This window comes from Agarivorans sp. Toyoura001, assembly GCF_005405585.1.
GTDB lineage: Bacteria > Pseudomonadota > Gammaproteobacteria > Enterobacterales > Celerinatantimonadaceae > Agarivorans.
The window spans coordinates 360,261-376,602 of record NZ_BJEQ01000002.1 but is presented as its reverse complement, the minus strand read 5'-3'; the positions used below and the strand labels follow the sequence as shown (position 1 = coordinate 376,602).

Annotated in this window: 15 protein-coding genes; 12 read left to right on the top strand and 3 right to left on the bottom strand. The window is 43.8% G+C overall.

Features of this window, described 5'->3' with window-relative positions; all coding sequences use genetic code 11:
- Positions 1 to 146: 146 nt before the first annotated feature.
- From FFR00_RS05010 to FFR00_RS05000, 3 genes are all read left to right on the top strand, one after another.
- Entirely contained in the window at positions 147 to 1,055 is a 909-nt protein-coding gene (locus FFR00_RS05010; RefSeq protein ID WP_137672269.1) for a hypothetical protein, read from the top strand.
- Positions 1,052 to 1,453 (top strand): hypothetical protein, encoded by a 402-nt coding sequence (locus tag FFR00_RS05005; protein WP_137672268.1) that lies wholly within the window; start codon positions 1,052 to 1,054, stop codon positions 1,451 to 1,453. Before FFR00_RS05010 ends, FFR00_RS05005 begins: the two co-directional genes overlap by 4 nt.
- Before the next feature lie 299 nt (positions 1,454 to 1,752).
- Positions 1,753 to 3,570, top strand: a complete 1,818-nt coding sequence (locus tag FFR00_RS05000) for a DUF4365 domain-containing protein (RefSeq protein ID WP_137672267.1) — start codon at positions 1,753 to 1,755, stop codon at positions 3,568 to 3,570.
- Between the two features lie 265 nt (positions 3,571 to 3,835).
- Here FFR00_RS05000 and dgt read toward each other — a convergent pair whose 3' ends face one another.
- Positions 3,836 to 5,347 (bottom strand): dGTPase, encoded by a 1,512-nt coding sequence (dgt, locus tag FFR00_RS04990; protein ID WP_137672265.1) that lies wholly within the window; start codon positions 5,345 to 5,347, stop codon positions 3,836 to 3,838.
- Between the two features lie 239 nt (positions 5,348 to 5,586).
- On the opposite strand from dgt, the gene FFR00_RS04985 reads away from it, so the two are divergent.
- From FFR00_RS04985 to FFR00_RS04970, 4 genes are all read left to right on the top strand, one after another.
- On the top strand, positions 5,587 to 6,513 hold the full coding sequence (locus tag FFR00_RS04985) for a hypothetical protein (protein ID WP_137672264.1): 927 nt from the start codon (positions 5,587 to 5,589) through the stop codon (positions 6,511 to 6,513).
- Positions 6,503 to 6,970 (top strand): hypothetical protein, encoded by a 468-nt coding sequence (locus FFR00_RS04980; protein WP_137672263.1) that lies wholly within the window; start codon positions 6,503 to 6,505, stop codon positions 6,968 to 6,970. The genes FFR00_RS04985 and FFR00_RS04980 overlap by 11 nt, the downstream gene beginning before the upstream one ends.
- A gap of 64 nt (positions 6,971 to 7,034) precedes the next feature.
- Positions 7,035 to 7,520: a hypothetical protein gene (locus tag FFR00_RS04975; protein WP_137672262.1), complete on the top strand. Its 486-nt coding sequence runs from the start codon at positions 7,035 to 7,037 to the stop codon at positions 7,518 to 7,520.
- Between the two features lie 215 nt (positions 7,521 to 7,735).
- Complete coding sequence (locus tag FFR00_RS04970; RefSeq protein WP_137672261.1) at positions 7,736 to 8,170, top strand: hypothetical protein; 435 nt, start codon at positions 7,736 to 7,738, stop codon at positions 8,168 to 8,170.
- Positions 8,171 to 8,289: 119 nt separating this feature from the next.
- On the opposite strand, the gene FFR00_RS04965 is transcribed toward FFR00_RS04970, so the two are convergent.
- Together FFR00_RS04965 and FFR00_RS04960 are read right to left on the bottom strand one after the other, a co-directional pair.
- On the bottom strand, positions 8,290 to 9,372 hold the full coding sequence (locus FFR00_RS04965) for an L-dopachrome tautomerase-related protein (protein ID WP_137672260.1): 1,083 nt from the start codon (positions 9,370 to 9,372) through the stop codon (positions 8,290 to 8,292).
- Between the two features lie 73 nt (positions 9,373 to 9,445).
- A complete protein-coding gene (locus FFR00_RS04960; protein ID WP_137672259.1) occupies positions 9,446 to 9,736 on the bottom strand; it encodes a putative quinol monooxygenase in 291 nt (96 codons plus the stop codon).
- 249 nt (positions 9,737 to 9,985) lie between these two features.
- On the opposite strand from FFR00_RS04960, the gene FFR00_RS04955 reads away from it, so the two are divergent.
- The 5 genes from FFR00_RS04955 to FFR00_RS04935 all read left to right on the top strand — a co-directional run bounded on the left by FFR00_RS04955 (position 9,986) and on the right by FFR00_RS04935 (position 16,296).
- Positions 9,986 to 10,906: a LysR family transcriptional regulator gene (locus FFR00_RS04955; RefSeq protein WP_137672258.1), complete on the top strand. Its 921-nt coding sequence runs from the start codon at positions 9,986 to 9,988 to the stop codon at positions 10,904 to 10,906.
- Positions 10,907 to 11,356: 450 nt separating this feature from the next.
- Positions 11,357 to 11,950: a transcriptional regulator BetI gene (gene betI / locus FFR00_RS04950; RefSeq protein ID WP_137672257.1), complete on the top strand. Its 594-nt coding sequence runs from the start codon at positions 11,357 to 11,359 to the stop codon at positions 11,948 to 11,950.
- Positions 11,951 to 11,997: 47 nt separating this feature from the next.
- Entirely contained in the window at positions 11,998 to 13,452 is a 1,455-nt protein-coding gene (betB, locus tag FFR00_RS04945) for a betaine-aldehyde dehydrogenase (RefSeq protein ID WP_201798700.1), read from the top strand.
- Between the two features lie 69 nt (positions 13,453 to 13,521).
- Positions 13,522 to 15,216, top strand: a complete 1,695-nt coding sequence (gene betA / locus FFR00_RS04940) for a choline dehydrogenase (RefSeq protein WP_137672255.1) — start codon at positions 13,522 to 13,524, stop codon at positions 15,214 to 15,216.
- Positions 15,217 to 15,348: 132 nt separating this feature from the next.
- Entirely contained in the window at positions 15,349 to 16,296 is a 948-nt protein-coding gene (locus FFR00_RS04935; protein ID WP_137672254.1) for a choline ABC transporter substrate-binding protein, read from the top strand.
- Positions 16,297 to 16,342: the final 46 nt, after the last annotated feature.

Below are 16,342 nucleotides of genomic sequence, written 5' to 3'. Positions count from 1 at the left end.
GAAGCCGTAATGCTTCGCTTTTTTTGTGTTTATTTGGTCTCGTTAGATGTTTTTTTGTGGCTTGGTTAAATTATTATTGACCGTATCAATAATAATGAGTAGTTTGTCAGAATAACTGTTATTAATAAGATACTTAGGACTAACTCTTGATTTCATTACTAATGAATGGCTCTGTGGGAGAAAGAGGTAAAAATTCTTCCTCTGATGTTTACCTGATCAAAGCATTGTTAAATCCGTACGCACGAAAAACTAAACAAGCTGTTTTGCCTATGAATAGCAGTATTGATGCTGCAACTTTGGGATTATTGGAAGAATTTCAGAAAAAAGTTGTACGAATGGCTAAGCCCGATAGATTGGTTTCTGTAGGTGGCGGTACTTTTAAGAAATTGGTAGAGCACCTTAAAGCTGGTTTTACCGTTCAATCGCTTACAGCACCTAAAAAAGGTTTATTAACTTGGGCGGCAGAGGGACACGAAGGGGGGCTATTCCATAGCCGATTACTTCATGTTCCTAGCACCAACTCTGGCTTAACAATAGGTCGAGGGTATGACATGAAAGATAAGTCGTCTAGTTTGGTCGCTTCCCAGCTAATGAAAGCCGGTATTAGCTCTCCAGTGGCTATGAAAGTAGCAGCAGGTGCTAGGTTAAAAGGAAAGGCAGCGAAGGACTTCATCATCACCAACGACCTTCTAGATTTTGAAGTCAGACCCAAAGTTCAATTGGCACTGTTTAACACTGCATATGGTGAGAAAGAAAAAACAGTGCTGCGCATATGCAAAAAAGCAGATACGGTCGCGGCTTATGGTTCTGTTAATTGGGGAGCTTTGCCTGGTTCTTTGTTAGAGTTATTTATTGATTTAACGTATCGGGGCGATTATTCGGGTACAACAAGAAAGTTTTTACAAAAACCTTTAGCTCAAGGAGACATACCAGCCTTGAAGTTGATATTTAGTGACCGTTCTAAATGGGCTTCAGTACCTCACGAGCGATTTAAAGCCAGAAGTAAATTCGCCAATTCAATTTCTAGTATTTCACCAGTTCAGGTTACACCATGAAACATCTATTAAAGACTATAACGCTTAGCTCCGTATTGCTTTCTGGCGCGGCTTGCACCCAAGACAACATGCCTTTGCAAGCAAGGGACGAAGTGGTTGGTATTGTAGGGAACGAAACCGTCACTTACATGAGATACAACACAGAAGAGCAGCCATGTATCACTCTGCGACTAGAGAATGCAGATGTTTCTAAAACGCTATGTAAGTACACCGATCAACAAGGTAATACCGTAGATGTAACAACAGACGTTGCGGCGGTAGATTACCTTTCTCCAGTATTTACAGCAGATGGTTTAGAAGTGACCTTGGATTTAATCTCTTATTACTTGGATTGTCGTATACCGATTAGCGAAACAACAATTGGTGAGCCTGTTTGCACCTTTAAGGATATGGACTAAAAGGAAAGGTGAAGCAGCGATGCTTCGCTTTTTTGTGTGTGCGTATATAGAGCTCAATCGGTTTAGTTTAAAGTTAATTCCCCCCTTTTATAGATCGATTCAGAAGCGGTGATGCAATGATTAACATTGACGGATCTGGCATGTCAGCAGCTCTACAAACTGTGCTCGAAACTATTATCGAGGAAGCTCATATAAGAGCTTCGGAAGAAGGTGCAGAATATCAGCTTGGTTCTTGATTTTTTACTCAGTTTACAAAGAAACAGCCTGTTATAATGCCTGCATATATATGAGGATAGCGCATGAATGCAGGCGAAATTGGAAAAGAAGCAGGCAGAATTTTCGAGTATAAGCTGCCTTCTAACTGGATTGCTCGAAGCCAGGAAGACCAAGATGATCATGGTATTGATTATGAGATAGAAATCAAGAATTCAGATGGTAAAGCTCTTGGCAAAGACAGCGTATTTAAAGTGCAGGTAAAAGGTGAAGAAAACTGCTCTTTTATTAACGACGGTGGAACTGTCTCACACAGTATTAAGGTTGATCGACTTAAGTATTATTTGAGCTTCAATATACCTGTTATCTTGGTTGTAGTAGATGTGACACTTGAAAGAGTTTTTTGGGTGTCAGTTACAGATAGCGACAAGATTAAAGACCAAGTTTTAGACACTGAAGATGCGAGCAAGTCAGTCCATCTACCTGTTGAAAACGAACTCATTAGAAGAAACGAAGCTTCATTTAACAGTCTGCTTGGAGCTGTAACTCAGTGCTGGGACTACCTTTCGTTGAGAGGGGTTAAGCAGGCAGTAGAGAACTACACAGTAATTAAGTCAGACAAAATTGACGACATAATTAGCGATGTCGGTGATGCACTATTTAAAGCGTACCACGCTAAGCTAGACCAACTGCTAGTTAATCGAAACTATCCAGAGCTTTATCAGCAAGCCAGTCAGATATTTGGTTCGCCGTTAGTTCCTGCTAAAGATAGATTTATAGCTGTAATGTACTACTCGCAAGCTTTTAGTGTATCGCCTTACACTGACCTTAAGCATGAGGAAGTAAGAGAGCGCTTAGCTTTACGTGAAATGCTGGTGCGAATTGCGCGAGAAAAAAGAAACAAAATCTATCGTCTAACATCGATTGGCATGGCGAGGATTGAGCTCTTTAGAACACAGCTCGACCACCTACATGCGCTACATATTTCAAATCAACATTTTGATAGCGAGAGCTTTGAGTTTTATTACCTGAATTCAGAGACAAACAAGCTTTACTTAGATGTATGTATCACTCTTCAGAAGCTAATCTTTTTGTGCAATAGATTGGTCAGGCAGGGGCAGCTCGATGTGCTCGCTGGCTTGTTTGTTGAGCTTGGCTCATTAGTCTTGCTGTTCAAAACAGTACACAATGCTAGAGCATCGGAAGAGTCAATAGAATTCCTTGAGCGATGGTTTGAACAAATACTCCTATTAACTCTTATTTATGTTTCGAACAATGAAGACTATTACAAAGTAGAGAGACTGTATTTCATGTTTGCTCACATGGGACTCACAGACAAAGAAAAACAAGCTCATGCTAGAAAGGTTACTCTTGATGCCTTACCTGATTCAAAAGACCTCTTAGATTTCATTGATTCCAGAGTTGAAGAGATGAACGAGCAACAGGACTTCTATGAACTGAGCGTTCAAGAGCAGAAGAAATTCTTCATTGATATGGCAAAAAATCTGGGAATGGACCCTGATGACCCAGAAAATGAGTTTGGTCGCTTTGTTAAGATGGGGCTGGAGAATTATGATCCAGGAGAGATTGTAAAAACCTGTGAGCACATTTTCGTTCACTATAAGCCAGCGGGTATGATTGCCCAGCAGCTCAGAATGCATTCACTTGGTGGTGGCCTTATTATCTGTTTGAAGCATGGTCATGCCTCTGGAACTGGTGGCTCACTGGCTGAAAGTTACAGCAGACCCAATGCACCAGAACCATTACAGGGTTTCAAGCAGCGTCACTGTGATTCTTGCAATGATTGTTCAACAAGAAATGAATCTTGGAAATGGAGTTTAAAGTGGCAGTCTGAAGAGGTAACTAAGCATCAGGAACTTCTAGAACGATTTAAGTTCTTTTAAAACAAATGGAGGCAGAGTCTGAGGGATTCCCACGAAGTTATTCATACTTTACTAGCCTCGCTTTCAAGGAGGCTAGTTATTAGTATTTCAAGAATATCAATAGCTTGCTGCCAATGCTCTTTCTTCAATGTTAGACTCCTATCTCGGTAAGCTCTTAAACCAACCGTTTGGTTAGAGAGAACGTTGCGATGCTTAATCGTAATAAGAATAAAAGGTGTTAAAGTCACTTTAAACATCAACTCCGTTTAGTTGTTTAACCTAAGAGCTAAAAATCACTTATCACATTAAACGCTCTAAATTCGTCGTAGGCGTATTGGTCGGTCATGCCGCTGATGTAGTCAATAATCAGCCTTGTGCGGTAGTAAAACTCGCGACATCGTTCGTTGCCAAACTCATCGCTTATGGGCTCTTCCGTCATGGCTTTTTGATAGGCTGCTAAATGTTTAGCCGGCAGCTTTTTGAATAGGCGCTGAATGTAAGCAGAGCTTTTCTCTTTGGGTTTAGTGTTATCTACTAAGTATTCAAACTGGCCTTGGCTTAGCGCTAGTAGTGGTTGGTAGCAGGCCATTAAGCCAGAGATAATTTGGTAGCCTTGTAGCTCGCGGGCTTCTACCTCTGGGTGGCAAAAGCAACGCTCTAGCGCAACACTTTTAAAGGTTTCTACAATCAGGTGGTTTACGCTGCCATCTTCGATAAGCGCGCGGTTTAAGTTGCCTTGATAAACCGCTTCTAAGTTTTCTACAAACTGGTTTTTTGCATGTTCGGGCAAGCGTTGGTTTACTGCTACGCGCAGGTAAACAAAAAACATCGAGTCTCTTTCTTCATCACTTAGCTGTGGTTTTTTACTTTGGTGAGCAAAGTCGAGAATGGTTTCCATTTCTTTTGGTTTGCTGCAGCCATGTTCACTGCTTAGCTTGGCAAAAGTGGCTAATAGGGCGTGCTTTAGTTCTTTAATGCTCAGCACGCCTTTTTCTATGGCGTCTTCTAAATCGGCGATGCCGTAAGACACATCATCGGCCGCTTCCATAATGTAAGAGAAGGGCGAGCGACAGTATTGGTCTATGTCTAGGCTGTTGCGAAGTTCCTCAACATAACTTTGCTCGCTAAGGTAATAGCCCACTTTCTTTTTTAAGTAACTAAACGGTGCGCTTTTATCTGGCTTGGCTTCTGTTCCGCAGCGAGTGTATTTGAGTATGCCAGAGGCTTGCGAGTAGGTGAGGTTGAGCTTTAATAATGAGTGAATAAGCCGAATGCCTTGGGCGTTGCCCTCAAAGCTGACTAGATCTCGGTGAATCGCTTCTGGCAGAGTTTGTTTCGGTTTTTTGTTCTGGTCTTCATCTAACTCTGTTGCTTGAGAGCTTTGGTAAAGGCTATTGAGGTTTTCACTTAACCAATCGATTAAGGCTTCTTCACCAAAGTGACCAAAAGGCGGGTTGCCTATGTCGTGCATTAAACAGGACATTTCAACAATGCTTTCTAATTGCCGCTCTAGTCCCTTAAGTTGGTAGCGATCTTGTTCGTCAACTAAGGCTTCGCAAATAAGCTGAGAAATATAGCGACCCACTTGCTGAACTTCTAAAGAGTGGGTAAGGCGACTGCGCACTGCAGCGTTGCGTTCTAAGGGGAATACTTGGGTCTTTTGCTGCAATCGCCTAACCGCAGCGCTGTTAATGATTCGGCCTCGGTCGCTTTCAAACTTCTTTAAGTCGGCATTAAGATCTGGCTTAGGTGGGTAGGGCCGAGTACCGAGAATTTTGCTAGCGAAATTTACCGTCATACTCTAAACCGCTCTCTATCAATTAGAGTATTTATACTGCTGTATTATCAATAGAAAATCAATTAATGAGGTTTTTGATAGTTGGGTTTGATAAATCATTCATGGGGAATTTTTGTGGAGGTGTAACCTTAAGTTTCTGTTCTAGGATTTTAGTGACTACGTTGTCATTAGTGTTGTTTTGCGGGTAGAATGTTTTTCCTAAAACTAAGGATTTCGTTTAAACGAGTACGGAAACAAATATGGCTAGTGCTTTACTAAAATCTCCGCTTCAACAACACAAAGAAGAGTTACTTAGGCAAAGGCTTAAAACTGAGCTTAATAGTCAGCGTATCTTCAAAGCGCTTGATTCAGACCCTAACACCACTGGTGCCGGAGTGGTTTTTATAGATAGTGAGTTTACGATCGTAACATTAAGAAAATTTGAGCCCAATTGTCGCATCCACCCTATAAAGTTGATTTTAAGAGAGCCTCCTAAACTCACTTCTGCAACTAACTTTGCCAGTGAGCTAAAAACATCAAGGCGAGAAAGTAAGCTAACAGGTGAGTTGATCAATACTGGCTTAAGCTGTGGTGCTGCGGTTTTGAGCTGGGTAGTTGTTCTGGGCTCTACTGCTGCTATCCCGATTAGTGGAGGAACTAGCAGTGCGGTTACGTATTTAGGGTATGCTGCTGGTATTGCTTCAGGTGCGCAGTGTTTGAATGGCTTAGGGCGTTCAGTTACAGAAGTAGCCTCTCCTGAATCGCTAGATTGGCTGGATAGTCAAGAGTGGTATGCAGCAGCGAATACTACTCTTGATGTAATCTCGTTAGGAGGCGCGGTAGCTGCGGGCGCAACAACAATCAAAATGGTACAAACACTTCGTTTAACAACTTCGAAATCCTTATTAGAAATTTTAAAAGGATTAACCCGATCAGAAAGAAAGCGCTTAACGATGGAAATTCAGCGGCTCAATTTGCCTGGTGTAAGTAAAAGCGCACTTAAAGCATTAACCAATTCTGGGAAGTTGACGAAACGCTATAGTAGTCAGGCGCTTGTAAATGCAGTATCTCTGAATGTTAAAGATGCTGTAGGTGCTAGCTTAAGTGTTACAGGAAGTGCTTACGGTGGAACATTGAAGAATTTGGCAATAGGTATCTATGAGGAGTTGGGTCCTGATGTCAGATAGCTTTTTTGATAAATATGAAAACTCTTTACTCAACTTTGTTGTTGGTATAACGGTAATCATGTTCATTATGTTTGGCGCGGGGGTTCTATGCCCACTGTTGATTCTATTAGCACAACAATTTGTTGGGGAGTTCACTCCAAAGGAGTTTGGAACCTTTTTTCTTGTATGCATATTAGTAATGACTTTGTGCATTGTAGTGCCAAATATACTGATTGTTCGTGGCAAGCCTATTGCGGCCAAAATCAATCTTTGGAATATATACTTTCAGCTAGCCTGTTACTCTTTGCTTCTTTTGCTGTTTAAGCACGAATACAAGTGGCTTTTTCTCAGCTTTGTTTCCTTTCCTTTGCTTGCCTATTGGTTGATGTTAACTACGAAATATAAGGCTTTTGTTAGTTTTTATGAGGCGCTGCGTAAAGACCCCGTTGGCTTCAGAGAAAAGCTGTTGGAAAGGTGATTTTTAAAGGCTTAATAATTGGAATACATCAAGAATTGGCGGTTATAGAGTGGCATAAGCAAATATGGATAGAGAAGAAGTTATTAGCTGGTTTCCTCCTTTAGCTTCGACGTTTTGTTTCTTGCTTGTAACTTTACTTTCCTTGGTCTTTTTGGGTTCAAGCATGGGAAATTGGGGGATGTTAGACATTGCTCCTGAGCTTGTTTGGGGAGCCGGAGTGATACTTATGGTTATATTTTGTGTGATTAACTTTCGAATTACCCGAGGCTCTTTTAGGTGTAAAAGGTTATTACAACTGTATGTTTTAACTGTGATTATATTGTCACAGCTCTTGTGGTTAACTTACGACCCCTTTGCGGACAAGGTACGAGCTTTATTGCAGGTATTTACTCTAGTTTGTGGGCTACTTGTTCTAAAACTCACATTTTCTAAAACATACTTGGCATTTATTCAGTTTCAGCACGACGCTCAACTAAGCCTGAAAGCAGCAAAGCTGGAAGTTGAGCAAGAGATACAGGAAATACTGAAGAGTATGCAACAAGGTAAGTAGTTGCATTAGCTTAGTGAAAAAGGCTCATAGTTTATGGGTCTTTTTTGTTCTTAGGCATTTGCTATCCCGCTATTAAAAACAAACCTAAATCACCCTTATCCAAAGGCCTTAGTCAGGTGATTTCAACGTAATCGTTCAAAGTTGAATTACCCATTTATTAAAAGCAATCTGAGTCGTTAAGCCTCGTACCTTAGCAAGAAGGGTGAGAATGGAATATGCAAGAAATACATGATTACCTGGTACGAGAAGAAGAGAGCGGTTTAGTACTTAGTTTGGAAGATTCTAAGCAGCAATTGTTTTTACCGGGTGTGCTGGTAGAGAAGGGGTTTAAGCTCGCTAATGGTGAGAGTCTTTGGCTAACCAACAATGACTCTCCCTATGAAGAAACTTTGTTCGTAAGCCTTGTTAACTCTAAAAACTTAGTGGTAGATAAGCTTGAGCTTTTTAAGCCTTATACGCCGGGAATTTTAAACGAGGTCGTTGTGGGTGATAGCAGTATTCAATTTGAGTTTTGGGCTGAGGAAACTCATCAGGTAGCAGTAGGGAAAGATAAAAAGTTACGTTTCTCTCATCTATTTTCTGAGGCTGGTTGTTATTACTTAAGTAAATTCATGCCAAGTCGTTTATCCATTTCAACGCTAGAAAAATAAGAATGTACCCACGTAACAACTAGTACTAGGCAGCGGTACTCTTTCTCCACTAGTATGATTCGAACTCTCTATAAGCGACAAGATATGAAGACCACTTCATATCTTGTCTATTCATTCTTCTAATCTAACTTGATGCGCAACACATGGTAAGGCTTGCTTGAACCTTCTTCACCTTGGTTGAAAGCAGGGTGAAGATGCAGTGAGTTTTGAGTCACGTACAAATAGCCATTCTGAATCGAGAAACCATCGGCCCAAGACAATAGTTTGTCGTCTTGTGCAAAGAGCTTGTAACCATTTTGGTTGGCAATGCCAATGGCATTTTTCTCAATGTCGCCCACATAAATATTACCGTTGTCAGAGATAATCATGCCATCGCTTGGGCGCTTTTCACTAAAGAACTCGATACTCTGGCCAAGCTTGTCAGCACTTAGCTTTTCATTCGCTAAGGCTTGAGCGGGAATGCGGTAAATAGCACTACCGTTTACCGAGCCAAAATATAGCCACTGGTTGTTGGCATCAATAGTGATTGGGTTTAAGCCTAGGTACAGCGCATCTAAATTACCGTTTTCACGTTTGGTGGCCATTGGCGCGTTATCTATTCGCACTTCATGTTCTGGAGACAATAAGGCTTTATGTGATTGCAGTACTCGGCGAGATTCGCCTGTTACCAAATCAACTACCACAAAGGCTGGAGCCGCTTCACCGTATAGGTTTCCTAAGCTGGTATCAGCAATGTACATTTGCTGGCGCAGGGTATCTAAGGCGAAGTCTTGTAGGAAAGAGTTGCCTACCATTACGTCTTTGCTTATCTCGATACGTTTGAACAGGGTATTGTTTACGCTGTCCCAAGCAACAATTTGGGCGGGGGCGTCGGCGCTGCCCATATCCAAAATCCACACTACGCCATCTTTGGTGCTGTCGATGCCAATCACCGACGAAAAGCCAACTTCGCCCTTCTCGGGGCCGTTTGCCCAATCTTGAGTGGGGTAGGGCTGGGTTGAGCCGTCTTTCATTAGCTCAACCACTCTAAATTCTGGCGTATCTAGGGGCTGCATAGATAAAAAGGTGCGGCCTTGCGGAGTAACGGTAATGTTACCTGGGCGAGTGCCTTCTAGCTGCGCAATCACTTCTATGTCGGCTGCTTGAGCGGTGTTAATGAGCCATACGATGCTTAGTGCCAATAATGTGCTTAGCTTTTTCATGTGAAGCCTCTTTCCTTTTAAGCCCCACTAATACAGGGCTTGGTGTGTCGTGTGTAAGTTTTGGTGTGCCTAGTTAAGCGATTTTTGTCATTTCGTTTAGGGTGAAGCTAGCTACTGCTCCGTCGGTGGCTGCCATGTAATCGGCTAAATGTTGGTTGCCCATGTGTGCTTGCCAAAGTTCACGCGAGGTCCAGTTTTCGTAAAAAGTGAAGTGCGCTGGGTTTTCGTTGTCTTGGTGAAGGTCGTAGTTAATGCAGCCTTCTTCGGCGCGGGTAATCTCAATCAGTTTTAGTAGCTCTGCCTTTACCAATTCAATTTTGTCTGCATTGGCAACAATGTTTGCAACGATAGTTAATGTAGTCATAGGGTCTTCCTCAGTTGTTTAATTTTGCGCTGCTGTTGCAGTGCCTTGTTGGTATGGATGTATAGTAGTGGCGAAATTGACAATGAAAAACAGGCTTTAGTTTGAATTATTATCAAATAATTTTTGATAATAATGATGACTTACTCTGCTAAGCAGGCTTATTGCCTTGGCTCTTGTTTGCTGTATTTACTTGATTAGCTGCTAATATCGATACAATAAATAGTTGATTATCAAATTTTGGTAGACAGTATGCTTCTTGAAGATTTACAGGTGATTTTAAAAGTGGCGGAGTTTCGTAGTATTACTGCTGCGGCCACTAATTTAGATATGCGTACCGCCACGGCCAGTGCGGCAGTAAAAAGAGTAGAAGCCTCACTGGGCGCAGAATTATTTATACGCACCACTCGCCACCTTCGTTTATCGTCTGCGGGGGAGCGTTATTTGCCACAGTGCCAGCAAGCTTTAAAAATGCTTGAGCAGGCCAAGTTAAATATGCGCGAAGACTTAGGCATTATTGATGGCGAAATTCGAATTTCTCTGTCGTCTGATTTAGGGCGAAACTTAATTACCCCTTGGCTAGATGAGTTTTTACTTGAGTACCCCAAGGTGGAGTTGCGCAGCAGCATTAGTGACAGCAACATTGATTTTTATCGTGACTCGGTAGATATGGCGCTGCGTTATGGCTCACCGAATGATGCCAACATGTATGGCTTTAAGATTTGTGATGTACCCAGGTTGGTATGTGCAAGTCCCGAATACATAGCTGAACATGGCACGCCTAGCGGGCCAGCTAAGCTAATTGAACACAATGTTCTGCTGTATCAACTACACGATATTTTGCAAGACGAATGGCAGTTTGACGATGGCCAGCAAAAGCACAAAGTGAAGCTAGAAGGCAATCGAGCATCTAATGACGGGGACTTAGTCAGGCGCTGGTGCGTGGCAGGCAAGGGCATTGCCGTTAAGTCTTGTCTTGATATGTCGCGCGACTTATTAGCCGGCCGAGTACTAAGCGTAATGCCGCAATACCAAGCCACCCCTACCGAGCTATGGTTAGTCTGCCCTAGTCGTCAATCTATTACACCTACGGTGCGTTTATTGCGCGATCTTTTTAGAGAGAAAACCGAGACCATTCTTAATGAGATGCATAAAAAGGGTATTTTGAACTGAGTGGTTACGGTTCCTTTACTGGCGCTTGGGCTGTTGTTTTAGCAAGCAAGCTCAGCCCTTGTTACGTAGGTTTTGATCTTTTAGGCGCTTATTTCAAATTATTTTTTTGTGAAGATGTATTCATTTTTTAGCTGGGCTAAGCGTGGCTAGTTGCTGGTGTTTTTCTGTTGTGTGCCGCTTTTTGGCGCCGGTCTCTCATTCGATAATTACTTCGCTATCTACTTGAAATAACTAAATAGAAATCATTCCCACTTCTTATTTTGGCGCTTTAAACCTCTGTTTTTGGCTTGTTTAGCCACGAGTAAAAGCCGCTGCCAGATTCGCGGTAAATAAGCCTTGAAAGCCATCCCGCCTGCCCTTGTACGCACTGAGCAAACTTTGACTTTTATTTGAATTGCTGTAAATTTATTTTTAATTGCACGTTCAATTAAGAAACATTTAAGTAACAACATGCCAAAAGTAGGAATGCCCGAAATACGCCGACCGCAACTTGTAGAAGCCACTATGGCGGTGATTGACGAGGTGGGATTATCGGGCGCTAGCGTTACCTTAATCAGTAAAAAAGCGGGCGTATCTTCAGGGATCATTCATCACTACTTTGGTGGCAAACATGGTTTATTAGAAGAAACCATGCGCACCGTGTTACGTCGGTTATCTGCTACGTCTATCGCGCACTTACAAGCCGCAGACCCTAATAACGTTACCGCTAGGGTTATGGCGATTGTGGCAGCTAATTTTGATGGCTACCAAGTAGAAAGCAAAGTGGTAAAAACCTGGTTGGCCTTTTGGGCGCAGGCGATGCACGACAGCGATTTACACCGATTACAGCGGGTTAACGAGCGCCGCTTGTTGTCGCATCTTCGTTATGAACTAAAACAAGCCTTACCCGCCGAGCAAGCGCTGTTTGTGGCACAGGGTATTGCTGCCTTAATTGACGGCATTTGGCTACGGGGCGCGCTAAATCCCGATGGTATTTCTCCAGAGAATGCGCAAAAAATCATTTCCGATTATCTCGAAAAGCAGCTCGCGCCTTATTTGAGCTGACGTTTATCTATGCAATCATTATTAATTATCAAGGCATTTTGATGAAAATGAAGTCTCTTTACATCCATGGTCAGGCAATTGATGCCACATCAGTTGACACGTTTATTACTGCTAATCCCGCCACTGGCGAGCCATTAGCGGAAGTTGGCCAAGCATCGGCTAACGATTTAGACCGTGCCGTTGCCTCGGCGCAACAGGGCTTTAAAGTGTGGTCGGCGATGAGCGGTATGGAGCGAGGCCGCATTATGATGCGTGCAGTTGCTATATTGCGTGAACGCAACGACGAGCTAGCTGAGCTAGAAGTAAAAGATACCGGCAAGCCCATTCAAGAAGCTATTGAAGTGGATATAGTGACTGGTGCCGATGTGATTGAATATTACGCGGGGCTAGCGGCGGCTATTCAAGGCCAGCAACAAGACTTAGGCCATGGCCAATTTTTTTATACGCGTCGCGAACCTTTAGGTGTATGCGCTGGTATTGGTGCATGGAATTACCCTATTCAAATTGCCATGTGGAAATCTGCCCCAGCATTAGCCGCCGGCAACGCCATGGTGTTTAAACCCTCTGAAGAAACCCCTTTATCAGTATTAAAATTAGCTGAGATCTTTACCGAAGCAGGCCTACCAGACGGCGTATTTAACGTGGTGCAAGGTGACTACCGCGTTGGCCAAATGCTCTCTCGCCATGCCGATATTGCCAAGGTGTCTTTCACGGGTGAATCTGGCACCGGCAAAAAAGTGATGGCCGATGCAGCCGGCACCCTTAAAGACATCACCATGGAGCTGGGCGGTAAATCGCCATTGATTGTGTTTGACGATGCTAAGTTAGATAACGCGGTATCGGCTGCCATGCTCGCCAATTTTTATACCCAAGGTGAAGTATGTACTAACGGTACGCGGGTATTCGTACATGATGCTATTTATGATCAATTTGTTGAGCAGATTGCTCACCGAACAAGCAAGTTGCAGATTGGCGACCCCAGCAATATGGCGACGCAAATTGGCGCGCTTATCTCTGAAGATCACCTGCACAAAGTGCTGGGCTTTATTGAGGCGGGTAAACGATCTGGTGCACGCCTGATATGCGGTGGCGAACGCGAAACCGCCAATGGCTTAGATAAAGGCTATTTTGTGCAGCCCACCATTTTTGCCGATTGCAGTGACGATATGCCACAAGTGCAGGAAGAGATCTTTGGCCCAGTAATGTCGATTCTACGTTTTAGTGATGAAGATGAAGTGATTAAGCGTGCCAATGCTACCCAATATGGCTTAGCCGCGGGTTTGTTTACCCAAAACTTATCACGTGCTCATCGGGTGATTGCGCAAATAGAAGCGGGCATTTGTTGGGTAAATACTTGGGGTGGCTCGCCAGCAGAAATGCCTGTGGGCGGTTACAAGCAATCGGGCATTGGCAGAGAAAACGGTATTGAAACACTTAATCATTACACTCAAAACAAGAGTGTGTTGATTGAACTGGGTGATCTTGAGTGTCCTTACGAGTAAGCCAGATACAGTGGTTATGTTGGGTCTAGGAAATTGCACACCTTATTGGTTGGAACGTAAGGGAAAGAAATGAACACCAAGTATGATTACATTATTGTTGGCGCGGGTTCTGCGGGCTGTGTATTAGCTAACCGCTTAAGTGCCTCGGGCAAGCACTCGGTTTTGCTGCTAGAAGCTGGTGGCAGTGATAGCAGTATTTTCATTCAAATGCCTACGGCGCTGTCTTACCCCATGAACAGTGATAAATATGCCTGGCAGTTTGAAAGCCTGCCAGAAGCTGGCATAGATAATCGCCGCTTACATTGCCCTAGAGGGCGAGTGCTGGGCGGCAGCTCATCGATTAATGGCATGGTATATGTGCGTGGCCATGCTTGCGATTTTGATGAGTGGGTAGAGCAAGGCGCTGCTGGCTGGAGTTACCAAGAGTGCTTGCCATATTTTCGTCGTGCGGAATCGTGGATCGGCGGCGAAGATGCCTACCGAGGTGGCGATGGCCCACTAGCCACGTGTAATGGCAATAACATGACACTAAACCCGCTTTACCAAGCCTTTATTGATGCTGGGCAGCAAGCAGGCTACCCAAAAACCAGCGACTACAACGGTTATCAGCAAGAGGGTTTTGGCCCAATGCATATGACTGTAGACAAAGGCGTACGCGCCTCAAGTTCTAACGCTTATTTACGTAGCGCCAATAAGCGTAAAAACCTTAGCGTAAAACAAGGTGTGGTGACTCGCAAAGTGCTGTTAAAAGACAAGCGTGCGGTAGGTGTTGAAATTGAAGTCGGTGGAAAAATTCAATCGATTTATGCCAACAACGAGGTGATATTGTCGGCGGGTTCTGTTGGCTCGCCGCAGCTATTGCAGCTGTCTGGCATTGGCCCCAAAGCAGTGCTAAAAGATGCTGGTATTGCCCTAGAGCATGATTTACCCGGCGTGGGTGAGAATTTGCAAGATCATCTAGAAGTGTATTTTCAGTATGCTTGTCGCCAAGCGATTACCCTTAACAGTAAACTAGGGCTAATTAGCAAAGGTTTGATTGGCACTCGCTGGATACTATTAAAAGATGGCTTAGGGGCGACTAATCACTTTGAGTCCTGCGCCTTTATTCGTTCGCGAGCAGGCTTAAAATGGCCGAATATTCAGTATCACTTTTTGCCTGCCGCGATGCGTTACGACGGCCAAGCAGCGTTTGACGGACATGGATTTCAGTTACATGTTGGACCAAACAAACCGCAAAGTCGTGGCCGCATTAGGGTGAAATCTGCCGATCCACATGGCAAACCAAACATCGAATTTAACTACATGAGTACCGCGCAAGATAAACAAGATTGGCGCGATTGTATCCGTTTAAGCCGCGAGATTTTGGCACAGCCAGCCATGGATGACTACCGCGGTGAAGAGATTCAACCGGGCGTAGATATTGATAGCGATGAAGAGATAGATGCTTGGGTAAGGCAAAATGTAGAAAGTGCCTATCACCCTTCTTGTAGCTGCAAAATGGGCGCTGATAACGACCCAATGGCGGTGCTTAATCAGCATTGTCAGGTTAGGGGGATTGCTGGTTTACGGGTGGTCGATTCTTCAGTATTCCCAACCATCCCTAACGGTAACCTTAACGCTCCTACCATTATGGTCGCCGAGAAAGTCGCAGACGCTATTTTAGGTAATTCACCGCTTGCTGCCTCAGATGCAGCAACATGGATTGCTCCCAATTGGGACACCGAGCAACGCACAGGTAGTGCACAACGCCCCGCCTTTCGCTGACAAAGAACACTTAAAACACATAACAGTTTACTGGAGACGAAGATCGCTCCAGTAGTTTGCTACACGCAAGAATTTGTTAGGGGCTGAATGTACGCCCTGCTAACGCTCACTACGGACTAAAAAGGAAGAGTCATGAACAATACACCGATTAAACGCGCCATTATTGGTAGTACCGCTTTACTACTGAGTTTTTCAGCCTCAACCGTTGCTGCCGCGCAATGTGACACAGTGCGTTTTTCTGATGTAGGTTGGACAGATATTACTGCCACAACCGCAATTACCAGTGAACTACTTAAAGGCTTGGGTTACCAAACCACGACTCAGTTGTTGTCTGTGCCTGTGACTTACTCGTCTATGGCCAACAACGACATCGACGTGTTCTTAGGTAACTGGATGCCTACCATGGAAGCCGACATTGCCAAGTATCGCGAGCAAGGAACCGTTGAAACGGTGCGCGCCAATTTAGAAGGTGCTAAGTACACCCTGGCGGTACCTAAATATGTTTACGATGCGGGCGTACATAGCTTTGCCGATTTGGCCAAGCATAAAGAACAGCTTCGAGGTCGTATTTATGGCATTGAGCCAGGTAATGATGGTAACCGCCTTATTCAAGATATGATCGACAAAAATGCTTTTGATCTAAAAGGTTTCAAACTGATTGAATCAAGCGAAGCGGGCATGGTGTCGCAAGTAAAACGCGCCGTTGACCGCGAGCAATGGGTGGCCTTTTTAGGCTGGGCGCCGCATCCAATGAACAGCAATTTTGATATGGCTTACCTCGACGGTGGCGACGACTTCTTTGGCCCTAACTACGGTGGCGCTAATGTTTACACTAACGTGCGTAAAGGCTACCTAGAAACCTGTTCAAACGTAGGTCAGTTGCTTAAAAATTTAAGCTTTAATTTGGAAATGGAAAACCAACTGATGGCGAGCATTTTAGATGACAAACAACAGCCTGATGCAGCAGCCAAAGCCTGGTTAAAAGCTAATCCTGAAGCCTTTGCTGAATGGCTTAAGCAAGTAACTGCGCGTGACGGTAGTGATGCTAGCAAAGCGCTACAAACTTACTTAAACATCTAGTTCGCGTTTAGCTCGCTGCGGCAAACTGCCACAGCGAGTTAGCGTT

Excerpts from the sequence above, each read along its gene's own strand:
- betI (WP_137672257.1), top strand. The coding sequence starts at position 11,357 with ATGCCAAAAGTAGGAATGCCCGAAATACGCCGACCGCAACTTGTAGAA.
- FFR00_RS04975 (WP_137672262.1), top strand. The coding sequence starts at position 7,035 with ATGGATAGAGAAGAAGTTATTAGCTGGTTTCCTCCTTTAGCTTCGACG.
- FFR00_RS04970 (WP_137672261.1), top strand. The coding sequence starts at position 7,736 with ATGCAAGAAATACATGATTACCTGGTACGAGAAGAAGAGAGCGGTTTA.
- FFR00_RS04985 (WP_137672264.1), top strand. The coding sequence starts at position 5,587 with ATGGCTAGTGCTTTACTAAAATCTCCGCTTCAACAACACAAAGAAGAG.
- dgt (WP_137672265.1), bottom strand. The coding sequence starts at position 5,347 with ATGACGGTAAATTTCGCTAGCAAAATTCTCGGTACTCGGCCCTACCCA.
- FFR00_RS04960 (WP_137672259.1), bottom strand. The coding sequence starts at position 9,736 with ATGACTACATTAACTATCGTTGCAAACATTGTTGCCAATGCAGACAAA.
- FFR00_RS04980 (WP_137672263.1), top strand. The coding sequence starts at position 6,503 with ATGTCAGATAGCTTTTTTGATAAATATGAAAACTCTTTACTCAACTTT.
- FFR00_RS05005 (WP_137672268.1), top strand. The coding sequence starts at position 1,052 with ATGAAACATCTATTAAAGACTATAACGCTTAGCTCCGTATTGCTTTCT.
- betB (WP_201798700.1), top strand. The coding sequence starts at position 11,998 with ATGAAGTCTCTTTACATCCATGGTCAGGCAATTGATGCCACATCAGTT.
- FFR00_RS04955 (WP_137672258.1), top strand. The coding sequence starts at position 9,986 with ATGCTTCTTGAAGATTTACAGGTGATTTTAAAAGTGGCGGAGTTTCGT.
- FFR00_RS04965 (WP_137672260.1), bottom strand. The coding sequence starts at position 9,372 with ATGAAAAAGCTAAGCACATTATTGGCACTAAGCATCGTATGGCTCATT.
- FFR00_RS04935 (WP_137672254.1), top strand. The coding sequence starts at position 15,349 with ATGAACAATACACCGATTAAACGCGCCATTATTGGTAGTACCGCTTTA.
- FFR00_RS05000 (WP_137672267.1), top strand. The coding sequence starts at position 1,753 with ATGAATGCAGGCGAAATTGGAAAAGAAGCAGGCAGAATTTTCGAGTAT.
- betA (WP_137672255.1), top strand. The coding sequence starts at position 13,522 with ATGAACACCAAGTATGATTACATTATTGTTGGCGCGGGTTCTGCGGGC.